This is a genomic window from Neptuniibacter sp. (assembly GCF_024231755.1).
GTDB lineage: Bacteria > Pseudomonadota > Gammaproteobacteria > Pseudomonadales > Balneatricaceae > Neptuniibacter.
The window spans coordinates 18,827-35,618 of sequence record NZ_JAAEQH010000369.1; the positions used below are offsets into that span (position 1 = coordinate 18,827).

Consider the following 16,792-nt stretch of genomic DNA (forward strand, 5'->3'; position numbering starts at 1 on the left):
CGGCCTTTTTTATGTGGCGTATTTATGCGAGTCTACTGTTATGAACAGTGAGGTTTGTATGACTGATTTTATCGATGACGTTCAGGTAGAGCAGTTACTTGATAAGTTACATAAGCTTAAACATGAGCTGGATGATGAGGTTGATTCACTCAAGCATACAGCTGAGCCAGTTAAGCTCGATCAACAGGCGTTTGGACGTGTGTCTCGCGGTGAAGCATTGCAGCAACAGAATATGGCGAAAGCTAATCTCGGACAGTGCCAGGAGCGTATTCGACAGGTTGAGGAAGCTCTGCGTAAAATTGACAGTGAAGACTATGGTTATTGTGATAGCTGTGGTGACGAGATTTCATTAGCACGTCTGCATGCTAAACCTGAAAGCCCTTTATGTATTGGATGTCAGGAGCAACAGGAACAGTCCTAGGAACAGTCCTGAGTTTTGAGTGATCAGTGCACGTCTATGTCCCAAGAGAATGAATTACCCCCAACTCCACAAGTATCTTCAGCAACTGATTCTGAAGATGCCTGGGTCAGTGTTATCCAGAAAATGGATGAGGCTTATGCGGACCTTGTCCACTACCAAGTTGAGGTTGAAGAGAAGAATGCGGAGCTAGAAGAGAATAAGGTTTTCTTTGACAGTATCCAGCGTTCGATGAGTGATGTTCTGATCGTTTGTGATCAGAACGGGGTCATTATGCGAGTGAATAGTGCACTCGAGGTTTTGGTGGGCAAAACTGAAGGGCAGTTGGTAGGCGAGAATTTTACGCAGCTGATAGAGCAGCGTTATCTGCAAAAAGTGAATGGTTTCCTGAAACAGATCCGGGTTCAGCCGATTCGTGATTGTGAATTGGAACTAAAAGGGTTTGAAGGCTCTGTTCCGCTGTCGATGAACTGCTCTCCACGTAAGAACCATCGTGGTCGTTTGGTCGGTATGGTACTGATCGGTCGTCCTTTGGGTGAACTGCAAAAAGCTTATAAAGAACTTAATGAAGCCCATGCAGAGCTTAAACTAGCACAGGAACGTTTGGTTCAATCCGAGAAAATGGCATCTTTAGGACGTCTGGTTGCCGGTGTTGCCCATGAACTGAATAACCCGATTAGTTTTGTTTACGGCAATATGCACGCGTTACAGCGTTATACCGATCGTTTGAGTCAGTATTTTGATGCGATCAATGAGGGGCAATCCCGCGAAGAGTTAAAAAGGATGCGCGAGCAACTGCGTCTGGAAAAGTTGATCAAAGACCTTAACTCGCTGGTGGACGGTACCATGGAAGGGGCAGATAGAGTAAAAGAGATTGTTAATGATCTTCGCCAGTTCTCTTCCACTCAGGAATCCGCTAAAACTCACTTTGATCTGAGCCATGTTATACGTACGGCTTTGCATTGGATTATTAAAGAGAGCAAGCGTCCGATTGAAGTAACTGAAGACATCCCAGAAGAACTGCAAGCTTTTGGGCACTCCGGGCAGATTCATCAGGTGGTGGTGAATCTGATCCAGAATGCGGTGGATGCTATGGAGGATTCACCAGTTCAGAAACTCTCTTTAAAAGCCTGGAGCGATCAAGGGCAGGCTTTTTTCAGTGTAATCGATAGTGGTCCGGGAATTCCGGAAGAGAATCTGTCGCGCCTATTTGATCCATTCTTTACTACTAAACCCGTAGGGCAGGGCACTGGTCTGGGCTTGTCTATTAGTTATGGCATTGTTTCAGAACATGGCGGTAAGTTAGAGATCCGTAATCTGAGCTCAGGCGGGGCCGCAGCGCTACTGGTTCTTACGAATGAGGAGGATGAGCATGCTTAACCTACTCTGGTTGCAGTCTGCGGGTTGTGGTGGTTGTTCCATGTCCCTCTTGAATGCTGAATCTCCTGATCTTATGACTTCATTAGAGTCAGTTGGTATCAATCTGCTCTGGCACCCTTCCTTAAGTGAAGAAAGTGGAACAGAGGTGGTAGAGATCCTTGAGGATATCCTCAGTGATAAAATCCAGCTGGATATGCTTTGTGTGGAAGGTTCTGTGTTACGAGGGCCCAATGGGACAGGACGTTTTCATCTGTTTGGCGGAACCGGTAAACCGATGATGCAATGGATTGAAGAGCTATCCCAGAAAGCGCTCTATAACATTGCGATAGGTTCATGTGCTGCGTATGGAGGGATATCCGCCGCAGGCGAAAATCTGACAGATGCCACTGGGCTGCAGTTTGAAGGTGAGGTCCCTGGAGGGCTGCTTGGCGGCAGTTATCGCTCACAGAAGGGATTTAAAACTATCAATATATCCGGTTGTCCAGTACACCCAAACTGGGTTGTAGAAACACTGATCAGTATCGCTTTAGGCGAACATACTGAAGATAAGCTTGATGAATTTGCTCGGCCCCGAATGTATGCCGATCAGTTGGTTCATCATGGTTGTAGCAGGAATGAGTTCTACGAATATAAAGCCAGTGCCGAGGTCGCAGGTGATCGTGGGTGTATGATGGAAAATATGGGCTGCTTGGGAACCCAGGCTCATGCTGATTGCAACACCCGCCCTTGGAACGGACAGGGTTCCTGTATTAAGGGGGGCTATGCCTGTATTAACTGTACCGCGCCAGAATTTGAAGAGCCGGGACATAGCTTTACGGAAACCCCAAAAGTAGCGGGAATCCCAGTAGGTTTGCCAACAGATATGCCAAAAGCCTGGTTTGTTGCTCTGGCTTCACTATCGAAGGCAGCGACTCCTGAACGTTTACGCAAAAATGCGACTTCTGAGAAGTTAATCTATCCTCCGACCATACATAAGAGAAAAGGCTAAGATGAGTCGAATACTGGTTGGCCCGTTTAACCGGGTTGAAGGTGATCTGGAAGTCAGTCTGGATATTGAACAGGGGCAGGTGCAAAGTGCACGGGTTAATTCCCCTATGTTCCGTGGTTTTGAACGGATTATGCTGGGTCAAAACCCCATGGATGCTTTGGTTTATACTCCTCGAATCTGTGGTATCTGCTCGGTAAGTCAATCTGTTGCCTGTGCCAGGGCTCTGGGTGAGCTGATGCAGGTTGGTATGCCACGCAATGGTGAATTGGCAACCAATCTGGTCCTCGCCAATGAAAATATGACTGATCTACTAACCCATTTTTACCTGTTCTTTATGCCTGATTTCTGTCGAGAGGTTTATCAGGGCAAAGATTGGTTTTCAGATGTAGAAAAACGCTTTAAAGCGAAGGAGGGGCTGGCTGCTCGAACTATGCTGCCTGCACGTGCTGAGTTCCTGCATCTGATGGGCATTATGGCAGGTAAGTGGCCACATAGCCTTACTCTGCAGCCTGGGGGTAGTGCGAAACCTATCGAGGCTCAAGAACGTATCCGCCTGTTGGCAATCATCTCTGCATTTCGTCGTTATCTGGAACAGAACTTGTTCGGTACTGATCTGGATGAAATAGCGGAACTGGATTCGATTACAGCTCTGGAAAACTGGCGTGACAGGGATCATTGGCACAGCAGTGATTTTCGTACCTTTTTGCATCTCAGCGATGACCTAAAGCTCTCTAATCTGGGCCGGGCTACTGATCAGTTTATGAGTTACGGTAATTACCAGCTTGAGGGCGAAAAGTTATTTAATCCGGGTTTGGTAATGCAGGGGCAAGTCATGGACTTAAACCCTGAACAGATAACTGAAGATCTGTCCTACTCCTGGATGGGTGGTGCTGATAAACCACTTAAACCTAGTGAAGGCATTACCGATCCATCTTTGGATAATCCGGAAGCCTACAGCTGGTGTAAAGCACCTCGTTTGAACCGTCAGGTTATTGAAGTTGGAGCACTGGCGCGCCAGTTGGTAAATCGCCACCCGCTGATTGTCGATCTGGTACAACAGAGCGGTGGCAATGTGGAAAACCGCATGATTGCCCGTATGCTCGAACTGGCTTTGGTCATACCGGTCATGCAGGAGTGGGTTAAGCAGATTGATCCTGCAGATACATTCTGCAATCACGCAGAGCTACCGAATAAAGGAAGTGCTTTTGGTTTAGTTGAGGCTGCTCGTGGTAGTCTCGGCCACTGGATTAATGTGCAGGAAGGAAAAATATCTAACTACCAGATTATTGCCCCAACTACCTGGAACTTCTCACCCAGGGATGAACAATCTATACCGGGGGCCTTGGAGCAAGCATTAGTCGGTGCGCCAGTGCGTGAAGGGGAAAAGGAACCTGTAGCTGTTCAGCATATTGTTAGGTCGTTTGATCCTTGTATGGTCTGTACGGTGCACTGATTTAAGGGAATTCAGGTGAACGATAAAACTATCTCTTTGGTACTTGGTAGTGGCGGGGCTCGTGGTCTTGCTCATATTGGCATTATTAATGAGCTGACCTCTCAGGGCTATAAGATTGAATCCATATCTGGCTGTTCTATTGGTGCGTTGATCGGCGGAGTCTATGCGGCGGGTAAATTACCTGAATTTGAAGAATGGGTTCGGGCGATAGACAAAACGGATATTGTCAGCCTGCTTGATCTTACTTGGCGCCCGGATGGCTTGGTAAAAGGGGATAAAATTATCTCCACTTTAACTGAGTTGGTGGGTGATCAGACTATAGAGAGTTTACCGATCAGTTTTACTGCTATAGCTGCGGATATCGATGAAGAGAAGGAAGTATGGATCAATTCAGGTTCGTTGTTTGATGCTATCCGTGCCTCTATCTCTCTACCTCTTTTCTTCTCTCCGGTGGAATATGATGGTTCCTTTCTTGTGGATGGGGGTATATTAAATCCTGTCCCCATTGCACCGACTTTTCACGATAAAACAGAGCATACTATTGCTGTGAATCTCGGAGCACCAGTCGATCCAAATCTATATTCAGCCGTGTCACAGCACCACCATGAAAATCCAAATCCCGATTTCAGGGATAAAGTACGTCATTTTGTTGAAAAGCTTTATAAAGGTGAGAGCGCTCTGGAGCGTTCTCTGAGTATGTATGATGTGGCGAACCAAGCATTTGATTCCATGCAGGGAAGTATTGCCCGCCAGAAATTAGCTGCCTATCCACCGGATTTTCTGATTGAGGTTCCTCGTAATGCTTGCGGCATTTTGGAGTTCCACAAGGCAGAGCGGGTTATTGAACTGGGCTATGCTAAAGCAAGGGAGTTTCTGCAGCAGAATCAACACAAGTTTTAGTTTTAATCTTTCTCAAACAGAGACAGATCTAAAATTTCTGATTTACCAATCCACATCGGGTAGTCACGGTGATCTTTCAGGTGATCATCACTGATGGGGTGGATCAGAATAGTAAGGCCTTGGCTTTCTTTCATTAACCAGGGAATAAACTCTGAGAATTGTCTCTGAGAGAATGCCAGTTGGCAGCTCCATTTAGGGTGAGGGCCAACATTCTTTTTATGCATCCTTCCCATTGCAATATTGAAGCGCTCTGATGCGGTGTTGCACAGCACTTCAGCCTGAGCAAAAGTTTGCTCTTCGTAATACACATGTGCGTGGTATGCAGAAAATACAGTCATATAAGCCCCTTACAATAATTTATATTTTACTAATGAATAACTTTTAAAAGTTCTAATATTGGTTTTCAATATGCTCTGATTAGGTGGCTGTTATCCATTTAGTGGAAATGAGTATCAGCGATTTAAGTATTTAGTTAAATGAAAAAACTGATCGCTGTTATTTTTTGTAGCAACTAGCCACTTTCCTTACTTTCTTAATCTTAAAGCAATTTTTTGGCCTAAACTCAAGGATGCAGAGTGGTCGTTCAGGTATCTGTAGATGCGTCTTTTTCTTTTGAGTCTTATGCTTCTTACCTTTTCCGGCTTGGCTTCGGCAAATGATCAGGTCAGCCTACAACTGCTGTGGAAGCACCAATTTCAGTTTGCTGGCTATTATATGGCGATTGAAAAGGGCTTTTATGAACAAGAGGGCCTTGAGGTTGAACTAAAAGAATTTGATTACGGAACTAATCTTGTTGATGAGGTTCTTGAAGGCCGGAGTCAGTTCGCCGTAGGGCGAACTTCATTACTTATTGATAAGAATGCGGGGGCTGATGTTGTAGCGTTGTTCGCAGCCTACCAGCAATCACCTTTGATGCTATTAACCCGCCGTGATTCGGGAATTGTTCTCTCCTCCGATCTCAAAGGAAAAAATGTGATGATCACCAACGATGCAAAGAATGTTGGTGAGGTTATGGCCATGTTGCTGCAAACAGGCATCACTATCAGTGATATCAACCAACAGAACCACAGCTATAACGTGGCTGATCTGATCAATGGTAATACGGATGCTATGGCATCTTACATTTCAAACGAGCCTTATCAGATGGAGCGGGCAGGGGTTAAGTACAATATCCTGCACCCCAAGGATTATGGGTTTGATATGTACTCAGACATCCTATTCACGTCCCGAGAGTATATAAAGAATAATCCCCTGATCACTGACCGTATGTACCGTGCTTCCCTCCGTGGTTGGTTATATGCATTTGAAAATATTGATGAGACCGCTCAGGTTATTTTTGAACGTTACAACTCTCAGAAAAAGACAATAGAAGCGCTTCGTTTTGAAGGGCGTGAACTGAAAAAGCTAGCGTTTGATGATGAAGGGAATTTCGGCACGCTCTCGTTAAACAAATTTAATGAAATGGCCTAGGTTTACCTGATCACTGGAAGCATCTATCGTGGTTATGACTTTAGTGATTTTATCTACCAGCCCCCGAGCAACATTCACCGATTTAGCGTAGCCGAGCAGGGGTATTTAAACGCTAACCCGCTTTTACGAGTGTGTATTAATCCTGCTTGGTACCCTTATGAATCGTATAGCGATGGTGAACATCAGGGGATGATCTCGGATTACCTGCGTTTGATTATGAAAAATGTTGGGATTCGTTATCGCTTAATTCCTTCCACTACATGGCGCGAAACGCTGTTAATGGCTAAATCGGGTAAATGTGATCTGATTGCAGGTGCGATGCAGACAGTGCAGCGAAGTTCTTATCTAGAGTTCTCCAAGCCATATTTGAGTATTCCTGCTGTTGTTGCCACAAAGCCGCAAAACAGTGCTATGCAGCTTAATGATAAGCGTATAGGTGTTATCGCGAGATCTGCATTTCATGACATCCTGAGTAATCGCTACCCGGAGGCAGACTTTATTATTGTTGATAATTATCTGGATGCCCTAAGAATGCTTAAATCTGGTCAGATTGATGCAGTCGCTGGGGCTGATGCTAGTCTGACTTATCTTCTTAAAGAGCAGCAGATCTCTGACATTACTATCAGTGATGTTTTGCATGATAGCTGGGATATCAGTGTTGCTGTAACGAAGAATCAGCCCTATTTGTTAGGGATAATGAATAAATCCATTGAGAGGATCACGCCTAAAGAGCATGAGCAGATCAATAATCGATGGATGACAGTTGAGTATAAACACACCGTAGATTATCGGATTATTTGGTGGTTGTTGATGGCGGTTGGTGTTGTATCTGTATTTGCATTATACCGTTATCTTAGAATGTCTGCTTACAATAAGATGCTGAAGCGAATTGCTGAGAAAGATGCGTTAACAGGTATCCTTAGTCGGCATAAATTACGTTCGGAGCTGGAAGGCTTTATTGATCTGGCTGATCGTCATGATTGGCGCCTATCTTTGATCTTTTTTGATATTGATGATTTTAAACTGGTAAATGACCAGTATGGCCACGCTGTAGGGGACCGGGTATTGATTGAACTGTCCAGGTTGGTTGTTGATGGTTCAAGAAAAACTGACCGTTTTGGCCGTTGGGGAGGGGAAGAGTTTCTTTTCCTAATGTTGGAAACTGATCTTACTTCTGCCCATCAAATTGCAGAGAAAATTCGTCAGAAAATAAGTGAGCATAATTTCTCTATTTCTCATCTTGTTACCTGTAGCTTTGGCGTGGCTGAGTATGAGAAAGGGGAGAGTATTGAACAGCTAGTCAATCGAGCTGACCGCGCGCTTTATATCAGTAAACAGACCGGAAAGAATAAAGTGGAGGATAGTCTTCCTTAATTCTTGAGGTTTACCAGAATAAAAAACGGGAGCTACTTGCTCCCGTTTTTTATTCTTAATTGGCAATAAATTAATCGATCAAACCAAAGTCATTGCGCAGTGTCTCGATGATTTCAGCTTTTGGGTTTTCAGAGATTACCAACTGCTCACCCGTGATCTTCTCTGCGATGTTTACATAGGTATCAGATACTTTCTGAATCAACGAAGCTGGCAGTTCGTTATCTTCTGCCAGGGCACAACGCTCATCCATACGGTCTTTGTTGACCAAAATATCCGGGTCAGGGAAGTGATTGAGTAGCTCCTGACGGAAAACCTCTTTTGAATTTTCGATCACCTTACCATTGCGGTAGGATGGACCATCCCAGATACGGGAAGAATCTGGAGTACCTACTTCGTCCATGTAGATCAGTTTGTTATTACCTTCCGCATCGGTTACGTAACCGAATTCGAATTTAGTATCGACAAACACTTGATCGATCTTTTCCAGCTCTGAGCTAATCACTCCGAAGCCATCTTTGAGTAGCTTTTCGTATAGATCGATATCGCTTGCTGAACGGAACTGGAAAGCTTCAAAATTATTAACCAGATCATTACGCGTGATGTTCACATCATCTACTTCCGGAACGCCAGGGATTCCTTTCATAACACCTTTTGTGGAAGGTGTGATCAGTAGTTCAGGTAGTTTCTGGTCTTTCTCTAGACCTTCAGCAATCTGGATGCCGCAGAATTCACGCTCACCTTTTGCGTATGAACGCCACATCGAACCGGTGATGTATTGGCGGCAGATCGCTTCGATCATTACTGGTTTGGCTTTTTGAACGATCCAAACCAGCGGGTGTGGGATATCAAGAATATGACTGTCTGCCAGACCATTTTCACGGAACATTTTGAACCAGTGATTCGAGATCGCATTTAGTGCAGCCCCTTTACCAGGAACGCCTTGCATGCCGCCTTCACCGGTCCATATACATTCGAACGCAGAGATACGGTCACTGATCACCATTACGGCCAGTTCTGCATCTTCATGTACGTCGTAACCTTTCTCTTTAATTAAGCGTTTACAGTCATCTTTTTTTAGCCAGTAAACAGAGCGTACTTTACCGCTGTGGATAGGTTGTTCTGTACGAATTGGAAGATCGTTGTTAACTGCCAATACTTTATCAGCAAGACTCATATTGATATGTCCAGTAATGTCTAAACCTGAATGGGGGCATACGTGAAGCCCGCATTCTTTGAAAATAGTAATCGCTAGAGTTAACCGCTCAAAGATAATCTGTCTGGTTAACTGTACTTCTTCGCGTCGCGTAACAGAGAGCTCAGATCAAGGTCCTGAATCTCGGCCAGTGCTTCCAGGTCATTGGAAGTGCGCGGTGGAAGTTTTGTCAGTCTCTCACGTTCAGCTTGTTTTTCCTGAATTTTCAGCTGAAGTTTGTCGTGTAAAGCGTCCAATTGCTCGGTTGATAGTTGCGAGAGACGACCGATGAGTTCCTCTTCAGTCATTAACTCTTATTTGCTCCAGAAAGCGAAAAATAGGCGGGCATTATATCAGAATTGCCCAAGATCCAAGCAATATAAAGCGTATATTTTGACATGGAAAGTTACTTTCCGATATTTTTGGTAAGTGTAACTATTCCTTTCTTTTTGGGTTTTTAGCCAAAAGTTGTAACCCCTCCCGTAACAGTTGAAGTGGTGCACCCTGCAGAGCAGCAATGGTTTTTGGCACAGTCCTTGTTAAGTGAGTAGGTAGGTATGCAAATGCATATCTAAAAAGATCTCTAACTATCTCTATTTCCAATAAAAACAAACAGAGTAAATTGGATGATGGCAGAAGCTATTAAGGGCAACAAAAACGTACTGATTCTTGGAATTGGCAATATCTTATGGGCCGATGAAGGTTTTGGAGTACGTTGTGTCGAAACTCTCAATCAGAATTATCAATTCCCCGAAAATGTAAAATTGATGGATGGTGGAACCCAAGGTATCTATCTGGTTCAGCATGTCCAGGCCGCAGATATCCTGGTGGTATTCGATGCTATCGATTATGGATTGGAGCCGGGAACCTTAAAGAAAATATATGATGCTGAAGTTCCTAAATTTATGGGAGCTAAACAGATGAGTCTGCACCAGACCGGATTTCAGGAGGTGCTGGCCATGGCTGAGTTCACAGGCGGCTTCCCCGAGCATCTGCTTTTGGTGGGCTGCCAACCCGTTGAATTGGAAGATTTTGGTGGCAGCCTTCGTGATCCGGTTAAAAAACAGATTGTCCCATCTCTAGAAATTGCGCTGGATTACTTGAAGGGGTTTGGTATCGAGCCTCTAGCAAACGTCGGCGAGAGTGAAGGCCTAGCTCCTGAAGAACTTGAAATGCGCAGCTATGAATCTGGCCGTCCTTCCGAAGATAAAGCATGCCGTAAAGGTGATATCCGTTTCATCCCAACTGATGAAAGGCACAGCTAATGTGTCTGGGAATTCCGATGAAGGTCCAGAGTTGTGTTGCCGAAGAAGCAATCTGCCTTAACGGTGATCAGCAGGAGAAAGTTGATATGTCTCTAGTCGGGGGGCAACCCTCAGGGACATGGGTACTGGTTTTCATGGGAGCTGCACGCGAGATTATTACTGAGCAGCGGGCTGTCCAGGTAAGGCAAGCTTTGCAAGCTGTTGAAGCCGTGATGCAGGGACAGGACGGCGATTTGGACCATCTTTTTTCGGATCTTCTGGATCGTGAACCGCAACTTCCACCACATTTACAAAAATAAGAGAGCAAGATCATGTCATCACCACTGATCAACCGACTGATCGAAGAGTTGAATTACCCGTTGTTAGATGAAAATAACTTTGATGAATTTATCAAAGCGAATGAATTCAGTGTTCTTTTTTGTACAGAGCAGCCCAAGCGATTTCCTGAAAGCAATGATGTTGCGGTAATTCTTCCGGAGCTGGTCAGTTGTTTCCCTCAATTGAAACCTGCTGTGGTTTCGCAGAGTTTCGAAAAGAAGGTACAGGGGCGATACAACTTTAATGTCTGGCCAACGTTGGTGTTTCTTAAGCAGGGCCGTTTTCTCGGCAATATCAGCAAGGTGCAAGATTGGGACGTTTATCAGGCCGAAATCAACAGTATTTTGGCCCTGGAGCCCAAACGTGATCCTGGTATCGGAATTCCGGTAGTGGCGAATCCAACGCAAAGTCCATGCGGTCAATAAGCGAACTGAAAGAGGAAACAGCAATGCAAAATAATGGAATCCCTTTAGTTAATGTTCCGATGGGCCCAGGCAGTCAGGAAGAAGGTGAGATGGTCCTGGACTATATGAAAATGCCTTCCGAGATGGATAGCTACGATATTCCTGTGTTGCCTGAATCTGATCAGGCCGCTGAGTGTCCACAGGCCCTGGCAGTACTTGAAAAGTTACAAACCCTGCTGGATCACTACAAAGTGGGGGATGATGTCCCAACGCTGGTTCTGGATGCGATGCCGGATGCAGATCTGGACCTGTTAAACCAGATTTTGGGTGAAGGTGAAGTAAGTGTGACGGTTGATTCTGATACAACCATTCGTGCACAGGAAACTGTATTGGCGGGTGTTTGGCGTTTACGTGAAAGCAACGAACAGGGTGTGGTTATAAAGGAGAGTATTGAGATTGCGGATGTTCCTCTCTGTAGTCGTAAGTATGCTTTTGCTAACAAAAAACAGGTGAAATTTGATAGTGAAAATCTCCCTGCGGGAGTACTTAATGCGCCCTCAGTTTTAGTCGAAATTTCTGAGGCTTCAGAGAGTTATCAGCAGGCTAAAGAGTGCATTTCCGAACATGTGATCAACCTTTCATTGCTGCCGTTTTCGCCACAGGATCATGCTTTCCTGAGTGAACAAACCGGGACAGGTGCAGTCACTATCCTCTCTCGTGGTTATGGTAACTGCCGTATCACCTCAACCTGTGTTGATGGTTTGTGGAGGGTTCAGTATTTCAACAGTACTGATCAGTTGATTTTGGATACCCTCGAGATCACCGATATCCCACAGGTTGCTTGTGCTGCTCAGGAAGATCTGGATGACTCTGCTGAGCGATTAAAAGAGATCCGTGAGGTATTGGTGTGAGCGACTATCAGGGGTTTGAAGGTAGTTACCTTGGTGACAACAGCAGAGTAACTGATGACGTCCGCCTTGAATGCAAGATCTGCTGGTATGTTTATGATCCAGCACAAGGGGATGACGTCTGGCAGATTGCTGCTGGAACGCCGTTCTCCGAGCTGCCAGATCACTGGCGGTGCCCAGAATGTGATGGCGAGAAAGATCAGTTTATGGTGCTGGAAGGTTAGCCGGTATGCAGACTCCTGATCTGTTGTTACAAACCTATCAGAATGTTTCTGAGAAGATGTGTGACCTGCCTGTGTTTAACGCCGAATTGGATGTGGCTGTGATCGGATTTCAGGAATATGCAGGTCGGGGTATAGGAGTTTTGCTAACACCCTGGTGTATGAATCTGGTGATTCTAGCTGCTGAGGAAGATGGTTGGGGAGAGGATTTACAAGGGTCAAAGCAATTAATGGCGCTGCCATCGGGTCAGTACGAATTTATCTATAACTGGTTTGAAGGATTTGGCGCGTTTTTGAGTTGTTCTCTGTTTTCCCCAATGGAGCAATTTTCTGATCAAGAAACTGCGGTTGAGACCGCGGAAGAGGTGATGCATGCGTTGTTCAAATCCGAAAATGAGGAATTGACTGATCGCCAGAGTGCTCTCAAAGCGGAAAAGGTAGAAAAGGCGGAAAAAGAAGAGTTACAGAAAAAAGCAAGGGTTCGGACTGCGAAACCTGAAAAGTTAAGCCGTCGCGGTTTTCTAACAGCAGGCTTAGGAAACCGGGAATAGAGTATGAGTGTATTTGCGGGGGTAGCGGGCCAGATAACGGTTACTGTTGAGTACGATGGATATCAGATTACCAGAGTTAGTATCCAGTCGAGTCGCCCGAAACTGGTTAGCCGTATACTAGAAGGGAAAACTCCAGAGGAAGTTGTGACCATCGTTCCTCTGCTTTATTCCTTGTGTAGTAGGGCGCAAACGGTTGCTTGCGTTACCGCAATAGAAAGTAATCAGGGCCATCAAGCTGATCCAGAAGTGTTAAGAGTAAGAAACTTTCTATTATTGGCTGAAACTGTGAAAGAGCTAGGATTGCGACTGGTGCAGGACTGGCTGCCCGATGTACAGGTGATTTCTGCTCCAGCACTTTTAAAGTGGTTTAGCCAGGTGAAGGCAAAATTTTCCTGGTCGTTACAGCTCCATGCAGAGGTAGAAGATACCCAGCGAATTGAGCGAGATATTCAGCTTTCTGTCAGCGAGTTAAAAGGGCTTTTACAAAACCTAACAGCTGGCAATGAACTAAGTTTTAAAGAGTCTGTTTATGCCGAAAATAGATATCATCCTGTTGGGAATGCTGTGGCACGACTGAATCAACAGTTTGCGGGCATTCATCTGGGAGAGAGTGCAAAGCCTTTAGAGTTATCAGAGCATGATGCATCTTTTGAGTATCTTAAGCAGAAGTTATGTGAAGATAACTTCTGCGCCGCACCGGATATTCTAGGTCACTGTGCAGAATCCAGTGTCTGGATGCGGAATAGTAAGCAGTCAATGGTAACTGAAGCCAAAGCGCTGAACATGCATCCTATTGCTTTACGTTTTTTGGCTTTAGTCCTGGAGCTAAAGGGAGTGCCACAGCGTCTACTCTACGCAGGTAGGGAAAAACTGATCGATGTTTTGGCTCCTGGGTTTGTTGCTGTGAAGATTGCGCGGGGAACCTTGATACATAATATTACCCTTGAGGGAGATGAGCTGGCACACTCCAGGGTAGCAAGTTATAAAGTGGTTGCTCCCACTGAATGGAACTTTCACCCTCAAGGAAGCCTGGTGAAAATGCTTCAAGGCGTTGTGGTTTCAGAGAATCTGGTAAAACCGCTGGTGGAAAAGCTGATTCTAGCGGTTGACCCCTGTGTCGCATATCAGGTTGAAGTGATTAAGAAGTGAATAACTAGAGTGCTGAATAAGAAGAATAACTATGCATGAGATGTCGATAGCTGAAGGCATTATTCAGGTTCTGGAAGAACAGGCCAAAACGCAGAACTATAGCCGGGTAAAAACTGTCTGGCTGGAGATCGGCCCTTTGGCAATGATCGAGACGGAAGCGCTAAGCTTTTGTTTTGAAGCCGTAACCCGTAGTACCCTCGCTGAGGGCGCTACACTCAATATAATAAATACAAAAGGTGAAGCTTTTTGCATGCAGTGTCTTAAAAATGTTCCGGTAACCCAGCGTTTTGATAGTTGCCCTGAATGCGGTAGCCATCAGTTGCAGCTGACTTCCGGTGAAGAGATGCGCATTAAAGAGTTAGAGGTGGAGTAACTATGTGTACTGTTTGCGGATGCAGTGAAGGCAATGTACAGATTGAGGGAGTGCATCAGCATTCTCATGAACATGATCATGCTCACAGCCATGAGCATACTAAGAACCATGAGCATCATCACGGTCATGAACATGATCATCATGAGCACAGTCACGCTCATCACCACGATGAACAGGTGATCGAGAAGAAAGGCGATGATTTGCACTTTGGCAAAGGTCCGGCTCATGCTCATGTGGCGGGTTTAAGTCAGAGTCGCATGGTTCAGATTGAACAAGACATTCTCGGTAAAAATGATCGTTATGCGGCCATAAACCGTACCCGCTTTGAAGCTCAGAGCCTGTTTGTATTGAACCTTGTTTCCAGCCCCGGCTCAGGTAAAACAACTCTGCTGACAGAAACCATCAATCAGATTAAGGAAAACCGTAAAGTTGCTGTGATTGAGGGTGATCAGCAGACCGCTAACGATGCAGATCGTATCCGTGAAACCGGTGTGCCCGCAACTCAGGTGAATACCGGTAAAGGCTGTCACTTGGATGCCCATATGGTGGGCCACGCCATGGATAACTTTGATGACCTGCAGGGTGGAATTCTGTTTATTGAAAACGTCGGTAATCTGGTTTGCCCAGCAGCGTTTGATCTGGGGGAGGCACATAAAGTAGCGATACTTTCAGTGACCGAAGGTGAAGATAAACCGATAAAGTATCCCGATATGTTCCATGCTGCAGATCTGATGATTCTGAATAAAGTGGATCTGTTGCCTTATCTGGATTTTGATGTGGAGAAATGTATCGATTTCGCCCGCCAGGTAAACCCTGATATTAAAGTGATGCAGCTTTCAGCGAAAAGTGGTGAAGGCATGCAGGAGTGGATCGATTGGTTGGATAGCAATCGCCAGGGCATGATCCAGAACCGTATTGACCGGTTACAGTCTGAAATTAACCAGTTTAAGGCGTTACTCTGATGTTAACTCACACCCGCCCCACGGTGCTTTGTGTTGACGATGAGATCCGTTCACTGGAAACATTAGAACGCACCCTCGATGAAGAGTTTAATGTACTGACCGCTTCTGATGCTGATCAGGCAATGGAGCTACTGGAACAGCATGACGTCCAGGCAATCCTGTGTGATCAGCGTATGCCCGGAAAAACCGGTGTAGAGTTTCTTACCGATGTGCGTCAACGCTGGCCGCAAACAGCGCGTTTGATCCTATCGGGTTATACAGATTCTGAAGACATCATCAAAGGTCTGAACGAAGCAGGTATCTTGCAGTACATCACCAAACCCTGGCATCCGGACAATCTGTTATTGATTATGCGAGGGGCTTGTCGCTTATCTGAGCTGCAGAATGAGAACGAGCTGTTAGCGATGGAGATGCGTCTGACTGAAGATCAGGCAGAGCATAACATCAGCCAGAAGAAACAGCGTTTGCAGCAGGCATTTCAACTGGATGAGATTCGTCGTGGAGCCAACAGCCCGCTGAATAGCTTGTGTGAACAGGCCGCTAAAATTGCTCCCTATGATGTATCCGTATTAATTACTGGCCCTTCAGGCGCTGGTAAAGAGTTGTTTGCCCGTGCTCTGCACTACAACAGCTTACGCACAGAGCGGCCATTTGTGGTGGAAAACTGTGGTGCAATGCCTGACGAACTATTGGCATCGGAGCTGTTTGGACATAAGAAAGGTTCATTTACCGGGGCGATTACCGACCATGTCGGCCTATTCGAACAGGCAGATGGCGGCACGATTTTTCTTGATGAGATTGGTGAGATCAGTCCTGCATTCCAGGTAAAGCTTCTACGTGTTCTACAGGAGCGAGAAGTACGTCGCTTAGGTGAACATCAGCGCCGCAAGGTTAATGTGCGTGTGGTGGCTTCTACCAATCGGGATCTGGAGGAAGAGGTAAGGGCAGGGCGATTCCGTCAGGATCTGTATTTCCGTCTTGCGGAAGTGACGTTGGAGCTACCTGCTCTGGAAAAACGCGCTATGGATATCCCTGTTCTCGCGCAGAGCTTCCTGGAGAAAGCAGAAACTCAGTTTTCTAAACCAGTAAAAGGTTTTACCGATGAAGCGCTGGATTGCATGAGCCGCTACTGTTGGCCGGGCAACGTTCGTGAGTTACAGAATGAGATTCGTCGTATGTTGGTTCTGGCTGAAGATGAGTGGCTATCAGCGGATCTGCTGAGTCCGCGAGTATTGCGTGCAGCACCAGTTGAAGAAACCCAGGAGACCGAAGTACTTGCTGGTCTGGATGGTACTTTGAAGGAGAGGATCGAAACTCTAGAGAAGCGTATTTTGCGCGAAACTTTGATCCGCCATCGCTGGAATAAAAGCCAGGCGTCCCGCGAACTGGGGCTTTCCAGGGTAGGGCTTCGTTCAAAGCTGGAACGCTATGGATTGAATAAGGATTTCCACTAGGAAACCGGTGAA

The 16,792-nt window shown here is 45.7% G+C and carries 20 protein-coding genes; 17 read left to right on the forward strand and 3 right to left on the reverse strand.

Features of this window, described 5'->3' with window-relative positions:
* Positions 1-58 precede the first annotated feature (58 nt).
* From GY843_RS20430 to GY843_RS20450, 5 genes are read left to right on the forward strand one after another with little or no spacing between them, the layout of a single operon-like run.
* On the forward strand, positions 59-421 hold the full coding sequence (locus tag GY843_RS20430; protein WP_297312487.1) for a TraR/DksA family transcriptional regulator: 363 nt from the start codon (positions 59-61) through the stop codon (positions 419-421).
* 36 nt (positions 422-457) lie between these two features.
* Positions 458-1,798, forward strand: a complete 1,341-nt coding sequence (locus GY843_RS20435; protein WP_297312489.1) for an ATP-binding protein — start codon at positions 458-460, stop codon at positions 1,796-1,798.
* Entirely contained in the window at positions 1,791-2,786 is a 996-nt protein-coding gene (locus GY843_RS20440; RefSeq protein ID WP_297312490.1) for a HupU protein, read from the forward strand. Before GY843_RS20435 ends, GY843_RS20440 begins: the two co-directional genes overlap by 8 nt.
* Before the next feature lies 1 nt (position 2,787).
* Positions 2,788-4,239: a nickel-dependent hydrogenase large subunit gene (locus GY843_RS20445; RefSeq protein WP_297312492.1), complete on the forward strand. Its 1,452-nt coding sequence runs from the start codon at positions 2,788-2,790 to the stop codon at positions 4,237-4,239.
* Positions 4,240-4,254: 15 nt separating this feature from the next.
* Positions 4,255-5,139 carry a patatin-like phospholipase family protein gene (locus GY843_RS20450; protein WP_297312494.1) on the forward strand — a complete coding sequence of 295 codons (885 nt, stop codon included), beginning with the start codon at positions 4,255-4,257 and terminating at the stop codon, positions 5,137-5,139.
* 2 nt (positions 5,140-5,141) lie between these two features.
* Here GY843_RS20450 and GY843_RS20455 read toward each other — a convergent pair whose 3' ends face one another.
* Positions 5,142-5,477 carry a DOPA 4,5-dioxygenase family protein gene (locus GY843_RS20455; protein WP_297312496.1) on the reverse strand — a complete coding sequence of 112 codons (336 nt, stop codon included), beginning with the start codon at positions 5,475-5,477 and terminating at the stop codon, positions 5,142-5,144.
* A gap of 259 nt (positions 5,478-5,736) precedes the next feature.
* Here GY843_RS20455 and GY843_RS20460 point away from each other — a divergent pair, with 259 nt between their 5' ends.
* Together GY843_RS20460 and GY843_RS20465 are read left to right on the forward strand one after the other, a co-directional pair.
* Complete coding sequence (locus tag GY843_RS20460; RefSeq protein ID WP_297312498.1) at positions 5,737-6,609, forward strand: ABC transporter substrate-binding protein; 873 nt, start codon at positions 5,737-5,739, stop codon at positions 6,607-6,609.
* Positions 6,610-6,738: 129 nt separating this feature from the next.
* Positions 6,739-7,983, forward strand: coding sequence for a diguanylate cyclase (locus GY843_RS20465; RefSeq protein WP_297312500.1), 1,245 nt, complete (start codon positions 6,739-6,741; stop codon positions 7,981-7,983).
* Positions 7,984-8,053: 70 nt separating this feature from the next.
* Here GY843_RS20465 and GY843_RS20470 read toward each other — a convergent pair whose 3' ends face one another.
* Positions 8,054-9,157: a phosphoribosylaminoimidazolesuccinocarboxamide synthase gene (locus GY843_RS20470; RefSeq protein WP_297312502.1), complete on the reverse strand. Its 1,104-nt coding sequence runs from the start codon at positions 9,155-9,157 to the stop codon at positions 8,054-8,056.
* 107 nt (positions 9,158-9,264) lie between these two features.
* The gene (locus GY843_RS20475; protein ID WP_297312504.1) at positions 9,265-9,483 is read right to left on the reverse strand and encodes a hypothetical protein; all 219 of its coding nucleotides are present in this window, start codon (positions 9,481-9,483) and stop codon (positions 9,265-9,267) included.
* Positions 9,484-9,801: 318 nt separating this feature from the next.
* Here GY843_RS20475 and GY843_RS20480 point away from each other — a divergent pair, with 318 nt between their 5' ends.
* From GY843_RS20480 to GY843_RS20525, 10 genes are read left to right on the forward strand one after another with little or no spacing between them, the layout of a single operon-like run.
* A complete protein-coding gene (locus GY843_RS20480) occupies positions 9,802-10,440 on the forward strand; it encodes a HyaD/HybD family hydrogenase maturation endopeptidase (protein WP_297312505.1) in 639 nt (212 codons plus the stop codon).
* The gene (locus GY843_RS20485; RefSeq protein WP_297312507.1) at positions 10,440-10,739 is read left to right on the forward strand and encodes a HypC/HybG/HupF family hydrogenase formation chaperone; all 300 of its coding nucleotides are present in this window, start codon (positions 10,440-10,442) and stop codon (positions 10,737-10,739) included. Before GY843_RS20480 ends, GY843_RS20485 begins: the two co-directional genes overlap by 1 nt.
* 12 nt (positions 10,740-10,751) lie before the next feature.
* Positions 10,752-11,183, forward strand: coding sequence for a hypothetical protein (locus tag GY843_RS20490; protein ID WP_297312509.1), 432 nt, complete (start codon positions 10,752-10,754; stop codon positions 11,181-11,183).
* 23 nt (positions 11,184-11,206) lie between these two features.
* Positions 11,207-12,073, forward strand: coding sequence for a hydrogenase expression/formation protein (locus GY843_RS20495; protein ID WP_297312510.1), 867 nt, complete (start codon positions 11,207-11,209; stop codon positions 12,071-12,073).
* Entirely contained in the window at positions 12,070-12,294 is a 225-nt protein-coding gene (locus tag GY843_RS20500; RefSeq protein ID WP_297312512.1) for a rubredoxin, read from the forward strand. Before GY843_RS20495 ends, GY843_RS20500 begins: the two co-directional genes overlap by 4 nt.
* 5 nt (positions 12,295-12,299) lie before the next feature.
* Positions 12,300-12,842: a [NiFe]-hydrogenase assembly chaperone HybE gene (gene hybE / locus GY843_RS20505; RefSeq protein ID WP_297312514.1), complete on the forward strand. Its 543-nt coding sequence runs from the start codon at positions 12,300-12,302 to the stop codon at positions 12,840-12,842.
* 3 nt (positions 12,843-12,845) lie between these two features.
* Entirely contained in the window at positions 12,846-13,991 is a 1,146-nt protein-coding gene (locus GY843_RS20510; RefSeq protein ID WP_297312516.1) for a hypothetical protein, read from the forward strand.
* A 31-nt stretch (positions 13,992-14,022) separates the two neighbouring features.
* On the forward strand, positions 14,023-14,364 hold the full coding sequence (gene hypA, locus GY843_RS20515) for a hydrogenase maturation nickel metallochaperone HypA (protein WP_297312518.1): 342 nt from the start codon (positions 14,023-14,025) through the stop codon (positions 14,362-14,364).
* Positions 14,365-14,366: 2 nt separating this feature from the next.
* Positions 14,367-15,326 (forward strand): hydrogenase nickel incorporation protein HypB, encoded by a 960-nt coding sequence (hypB, locus tag GY843_RS20520; RefSeq protein WP_297312519.1) that lies wholly within the window; start codon positions 14,367-14,369, stop codon positions 15,324-15,326.
* Positions 15,326-16,780 carry a sigma-54 dependent transcriptional regulator gene (locus tag GY843_RS20525; protein WP_297312521.1) on the forward strand — a complete coding sequence of 485 codons (1,455 nt, stop codon included), beginning with the start codon at positions 15,326-15,328 and terminating at the stop codon, positions 16,778-16,780. The genes hypB and GY843_RS20525 overlap by 1 nt, the downstream gene beginning before the upstream one ends.
* Positions 16,781-16,792 lie beyond the last annotated feature (12 nt).